Annotated in this window: 7 protein-coding genes and 1 pseudogene; 1 reads left to right on the forward strand and 7 read right to left on the reverse strand. The window is 67.5% G+C overall.

The window, feature by feature from the left end:
* Nucleotides 1-553: pseudogene (locus tag WBV89_RS03900) on the forward strand (hypothetical protein); the annotation flags it as partial.
* A gap of 167 nt (nucleotides 554-720) precedes the next feature.
* Here the strand turns inward: WBV89_RS03900 and WBV89_RS03905 are convergent.
* The 7 genes from WBV89_RS03905 to def all read right to left on the reverse strand — a co-directional run.
* Nucleotides 721-1032 (reverse strand): MGMT family protein, encoded by a 312-nt coding sequence (locus WBV89_RS03905; protein ID WP_423980031.1) that lies wholly within the window; start codon nucleotides 1030-1032, stop codon nucleotides 721-723.
* A complete protein-coding gene (locus tag WBV89_RS03910) occupies nucleotides 1029-1217 on the reverse strand; it encodes a hypothetical protein (protein ID WP_423980032.1) in 189 nt (62 codons plus the stop codon). Before WBV89_RS03910 ends, WBV89_RS03905 begins: the two co-directional genes overlap by 4 nt.
* A complete protein-coding gene (hisG, locus tag WBV89_RS03915) occupies nucleotides 1214-2086 on the reverse strand; it encodes an ATP phosphoribosyltransferase (protein ID WP_423980033.1) in 873 nt (290 codons plus the stop codon). The genes WBV89_RS03910 and hisG overlap by 4 nt, the downstream gene beginning before the upstream one ends.
* 48 nt (nucleotides 2087-2134) lie before the next feature.
* Nucleotides 2135-2626 (reverse strand): MogA/MoaB family molybdenum cofactor biosynthesis protein, encoded by a 492-nt coding sequence (locus tag WBV89_RS03920; RefSeq protein ID WP_423980034.1) that lies wholly within the window; start codon nucleotides 2624-2626, stop codon nucleotides 2135-2137.
* On the reverse strand, nucleotides 2623-3828 hold the full coding sequence (locus tag WBV89_RS03925; RefSeq protein ID WP_423980035.1) for a transcription antitermination factor NusB: 1206 nt from the start codon (nucleotides 3826-3828) through the stop codon (nucleotides 2623-2625). Before WBV89_RS03925 ends, WBV89_RS03920 begins: the two co-directional genes overlap by 4 nt.
* Nucleotides 3825-4655 (reverse strand): methionyl-tRNA formyltransferase, encoded by an 831-nt coding sequence (locus WBV89_RS03930; RefSeq protein WP_423980036.1) that lies wholly within the window; start codon nucleotides 4653-4655, stop codon nucleotides 3825-3827. The genes WBV89_RS03925 and WBV89_RS03930 overlap by 4 nt, the downstream gene beginning before the upstream one ends.
* Nucleotides 4652-5236 (reverse strand): peptide deformylase (gene def / locus WBV89_RS03935; RefSeq protein WP_423980037.1); only part of this gene is annotated, 585 nt, incomplete at its 5' end. The genes def and WBV89_RS03930, both read right to left, overlap by 4 nt.

Here is a 5236-nt window from a genome sequence, read left to right on the forward strand (position 1 = left end):
GCTCATCGCTGCCCTGGCCCTCTGGATCGGTGCAATCGCGCTCGCACTGGCGCATGAGGCGGTGGCTCGGAGCAGACTCCTGACCTCCAGGTCGAGCCTGTCGCTCGCGCTGGGAACCACCGGTCCGGTGGCGGCGATCGGCGCCGGGCAGGGCCTCGCCGTCGGTCTCGCGCTGCTGGCCTTCGTCGACCTCGACGCTCCGCTGGTGGTCTATCTCGGGGCGAGCACGATCGTCGGCACGGCCTTCGCCGTGATCAACGCAGGTCTAGCGGCGCTGTTCGGCGGCGCCGGGCGAATGCTCGCCGCCGTCATCGCTTCCGTCGTCCTGGCCGTCGGGGTCGTGTCGACCGCGCCGTCGGGTCTCGAGACGCTTGCTGCGCTGATGCCGACGGCACCCGCCGGGACGCTACTGCGTGCCGCGATCGGCCTCGGATCCGGGTGGGGCGCGCTGTTCGCACTGCTGTTGTGGGGGGTGTTCGGCTTCGTCCTCGTCGTGGCCGGGACCGGCATGCGACGACATGGCGACGGGGTGCTCGACGGCGAGGTCGACTGAGCCGACCGCCTGCCACCCGCCGTTCCCGTCGCGATGTGCATCGATCGGTGGGCCAGATCGCGACAAGAACCCCGAGCTGACCTTGTCCGTGGCAGACCACGACGTTCTCGTCGCGATTCGAGCCGGAGTGCGGGACAATGCGCGACGAGCACGTCGAAGACTCGGGATCAGCCGTCGTCGGAGGCGAAGCGTCCGATCGGAGCACGCACGACACGACCGTCGCGCACGACGACGTTCTCCTCAGCCAACAACTGCGCCTGCAACGCCGGGTCCGATGCACGGATCACCCCGGCGGCATTGACGACACGCCACCATGGGACCTCCACGTCGGTCGTGCCCAGGATTCGTCCGACCAGTCGGGACTGTTTCGGGTACCCGGCCACGGCGGCGACGTCGCCGTAGGTGGTGACCTCGCCCTCCCCCAGCGACATCAACACGTCGATGATCCGACGCGCACGGTCGACCCGCTCGTCGGTCACGACCGGATGTCTGCCGCCTCGTAGCGACCGAATTTGCACAGCACGTCGAACGCGACCTCGGTCCCGATCGCGATGTCTCGTGAACCGTCGGAGATCGCGATGCAGTGGAACGGGTAGCGGTCGTCATCGGCCGCGATCACACCCAAGCCGACTGCGGCGTCGAACTCGACGACCGTTCCCGTCATGGGACGATCTTGGAGATCGGCATCTCGAGCAGGTCGGTCGCTCCGGCCTCGCGCAGCGCGGGGATGACCAGGTTGATCGTGCGCTTCTCGATCACCGACTCGACGGCGTAGCCACCGTCCGACAGCGGCGACACCGTCGGCGATTTCATCGACGGCAGCACGGCGAGCACGGCGTCCTTGCGGGCCTCGCTCACGTTCAGTTTCAGGAGCACCCGACCACGGGCGTCGAGGACTCCGTTGAGCAGGGTCATCACCTGATCCATCGCCTTGCGCTTGTCCGGGTCGGCGTAGGCGATCGGATTGGCGACGACCTCGGTGTAGCTCGTGAGGATCGTGTCGATCACCTTGAGGCCGGCGGCACGCAGGGCCCGTCCGGTCTCGGTGATCTCGACCACGCAGTCGGCGATGTCGGGGATCTTCGCTTCGGTGGCACCGTACGACAGCCGCACGTTCGCCTCGACACCGTTCGCCTCGAAGAAGCGACGGGTCGATTCGAGGTACTCGGTCTGGACGCGCACCCCGTTGGGAAGGTCCTTCACCGACTCGGCGGGCGAATCGCCGGCGACTGCCACGACCATCTTGATCGGGTTGCCGGTGTTCTTCGAATACTTCAGTTCGCCGAGGCTCTCGACGACGCTCCCGGTCTCCTCGACCCAGTCGCGCCCGGTGATGCCGAGGTCGAACAGGCCCTCGGACACGTACGTCGGGATCTCCTGTGGACGCAGGATCCGCACCGAGTCGATGCGCGGGTCGTCGATGTTCGCCTGGTAGTCGACCGACGAGGAGCGATGCACGGGAAGGTCCGCCGCCTCGAAGAGTTCCAACGTCGCTCGTTCCAACGAGCCCTTCGGCAAGACCAGTCTCAGCACCCGAGCGAGGCTACCGGCGGCGCCTCGTGGACCGAGAAGCAGATTCGATCAATGGCTGCGGTCGGTGTCCTGGAGCAGACGCAGAGCGTGTGGGAGCACGTCGATGACCGCGGCGAGCTGCTCGACGCATCCCTTGGTGCTGCCCGGCGCGTTGACGATGATGGTCCCACCCCGTACACCGGCGACGCCACGAGACAGACGGCCGAGTGGATTGCACAACCGCATCGCCTCGGCGAGCCCAGGGGCTTCGCGTTCGATCACGGCTCGGGTTCCCTCGGGCGTCTGATCCCGGGGAGCGAAGCCGGTGCCGCCGGTCGATGCGATGAGACCGGAGAACCCCTCCGACATCTCGGTGAGCGCCGCGGCGACGTTGTCGGTCCCGTCGGCCGTCACCCGTCGCTCGACCACGTCGAAACCGTTCGCCTGGAGGAACTCGGCGAGCGCCTCGCCGCTCTTGTCCTCGCGCGTCCCGTGGACGACGCCGTCCGAGCACGTGAGCACCTTCGCCTCGAGTCGATCGTCGCCTGGTTCGTCGCTCATGTCGTGCGACGGTACCGAATCATCACCATGCCGTCGGTGTCGGCATCCTGCGGGAGCACCCGCCACCCCTGCCGATGCCGCCGCCAGCGACCCGACGGTGGTTCGGCATCGTCGACCTCGAAGCCATCCGGGGTCGCGTGGTCGACCGACTCGGCGTCGAGCAGGGTGCACACGCTGTACACGAGGCGACCGCCGGGGCCGACCATCGAGGCTGCCGACGTGAGCAGCTGGGCTTGAAGTCGTGCGAGCTCGCGGACGTCGTTCGGCTCGATCCTCCAACGGGCATCCGCTCGGCGGCGCAGCGCTCCGAGTCCGGAGCAGGGCGCGTCGAGCAGGACGGCGTCGAACGTGCCGGGACCGAACGGCGGCCGCGTTCCGTCGGCGATCACGACCGGCAGATCGAGTTCCAACCGCTGGACATTCTCCCGGACCAGTTCGGCTCGATGTTCTTGGCGATCGGCGGCGATCACGGTTGCACCGGAACCGGCCATGGCCGTCGCCTTTCCGCCGGGGGCCGAGCACATGTCGAGCACCCGCTCGCCGGCCTTCGCTTCGACGGCGTAGGCCACCCAGAGCGACGAGAAGTCCTGGACGTATCCGTCGGGCCGCTCGGTGACGGTCGGCGCCTGGTTCATCCGTTCGAGCGCGGGGACGACATCGTCTCCGAGATCCGCACCCAATGCGTCGGAGATCCACTCGGGATAGCTGAGGCGGGCGGCGTCGGACGGCCACGTCATCTCGTCGAGGTCCGCCTCGGAGACGCGTCGCAACACGGCGTTGACGAAGCCACGGGTCTTGGTCGGCGCGAGGTCGACCGTGGCACTCACCGCGGCATGAGCCGGAACCCCCATGTACGCCAGTTGGTACGTCCCGAGCCGCAGGAGCGAGCGGGTCTGTTCGTCGGGCGACTGGCTGGCGAAGCGGTCGATGATCGCGTCGCAGGCCCGCCGCATCCGCGTCGAGCCGTAGACGAGCTCGGTCGCGAACTTGCGATCCTGCTCCGACAGGTCGGATGCAGCCAACATCGGGCCGAGCACGAGGTTTGCGTACGCGCCGTCGTTCTCGATCCGGCGGAGCACGTCGAGTGCGACGCCTCGCGACATCCGACGTGCGGCGGAACGCGACGTCGGTTTCGGCGTCGTCGTGCCCTCGTCGGTCTTGGGTCCGCCCTGCAGCGCGGCTCGGCGCTCCTTACGGTTCACGAGGCACCGAACAGTTCGTCGGCTGCCGGCTGAGCGCCGTTGCGCCACGCATCGAATTCCATTGGTCCCTTGCCCTCCGGCTGCACGGTCGTCGGACGGACCTGCCCGTCGACGAGATCTGCGGCGATGATCTTGAGCCGTTTGCCACGGAACGTCGTCCACGCTCCACCGATCCGGATCACCCGATGGTTCTCGACCGCCGGTCGGCTCCAATCCAGCTCGAACTCGGACTTGCCGAGCTTCGATGCGTAGATCGTCTCACCGGTCTGGGCGACCGCGTCGTCGATCCACGCATCGACCGGTTCGCTCAACACGTCGACGAGCAGACGACAACCGACGACGCTGAGTTCCGCGCGCAGATCGTCAGCAGTCGTGTCGTCACCGATCGACACCCGTTCCTCGGCGTACAGACCACCGGTGTCAAGACCTTCCTCGAGGCGCATCACACCAACGCCGGTCTCGACGTCGCCGGCGAGGATCGCTCGTTCGACGGGCGCCGCTCCGCGCCAGCGCGGCAGCAGCGAGTAGTGCAGGTTGACCATCGGCACCGCCTCGAGCAGGTGCGGCTTGATGATCCGCCCGTATGCGACGACCACGCCGAGTTCGGCGCCGTCGGCGACCGCGTCGAGCACGTCGTCGGGATCGTGGGAGACGGTGAGCCCGAGTTCGAGTGCGGCCGCCTTGACCGGACTGGGTGACAGCGCACCGCCGCGTCCGCGCTTCTTGTCGACGCGGGTGATCACCCGAACGATCTCATGGCCGGCATCGGCGAGCGCCCGCAGGGGCGGCACGGCCATGTCCGGCGTGCCGAGAAAGACGAGCTTCATTGAAGGCGGAGCCGGCGACGGAGTCCGCCCCGCGCTGCCGCCTCGGCCTCGGCAGCGGTCTGTTCCTCGATCCGGCGATATTCGGCGAGCGCTTCCTTGCGCTGGTCGCCCTCGAGCCGGTCGAACATCAACACGCCGTTGAGATGGTCGATCTCGTGCTGGAACATCCGCGCTTCGAGTTCGTCGGCTTCGATCTCGATGATCTCGCCGTCGAGACTCACGCCGCGAACCAGGACCTGCTTGGGGCGCAACATCTCGACGTAGAGACCGGGGATCGACAAGCACCCCTCGTCGAACGTCCACTCGCCATCGCCCTCGATGATCTCGGGGTTGACGATCGCGAGCGGCTCGTCACCGAAGTCCCAGACGACGACCTGCTTCTGCACGCCGATCTGGGGAGCGGCGAGCGCGAGACCGTTCTCGGAGTCGGCGAGCGTGTCGAACATGTCATCGACCAGGCGGATGACCTTGCCATCGACGTCGGTCACCTTGGCAGCCTTGCTCTTCAGCACGGGATCGCCGTATGTCCTGATCTTGTACGACATTGCTGCCAGGCTACGGGAGATGACCGCCAAGCCCAT

Source organism: Ilumatobacter sp. (assembly GCF_049588435.1).
Classification (GTDB): domain Bacteria; phylum Actinomycetota; class Acidimicrobiia; order Acidimicrobiales; family Ilumatobacteraceae; genus Ilumatobacter_A.

Excerpts from the sequence above, each read along its gene's own strand:
- WBV89_RS03930 (WP_423980036.1), bottom strand. The coding sequence starts at position 4,655 with ATGAAGCTCGTCTTTCTCGGCACGCCGGACATGGCCGTGCCGCCCCTG.
- WBV89_RS03910 (WP_423980032.1), bottom strand. The coding sequence starts at position 1,217 with ATGACGGGAACGGTCGTCGAGTTCGACGCCGCAGTCGGCTTGGGTGTG.
- WBV89_RS03920 (WP_423980034.1), bottom strand. The coding sequence starts at position 2,626 with ATGAGCGACGAACCAGGCGACGATCGACTCGAGGCGAAGGTGCTCACG.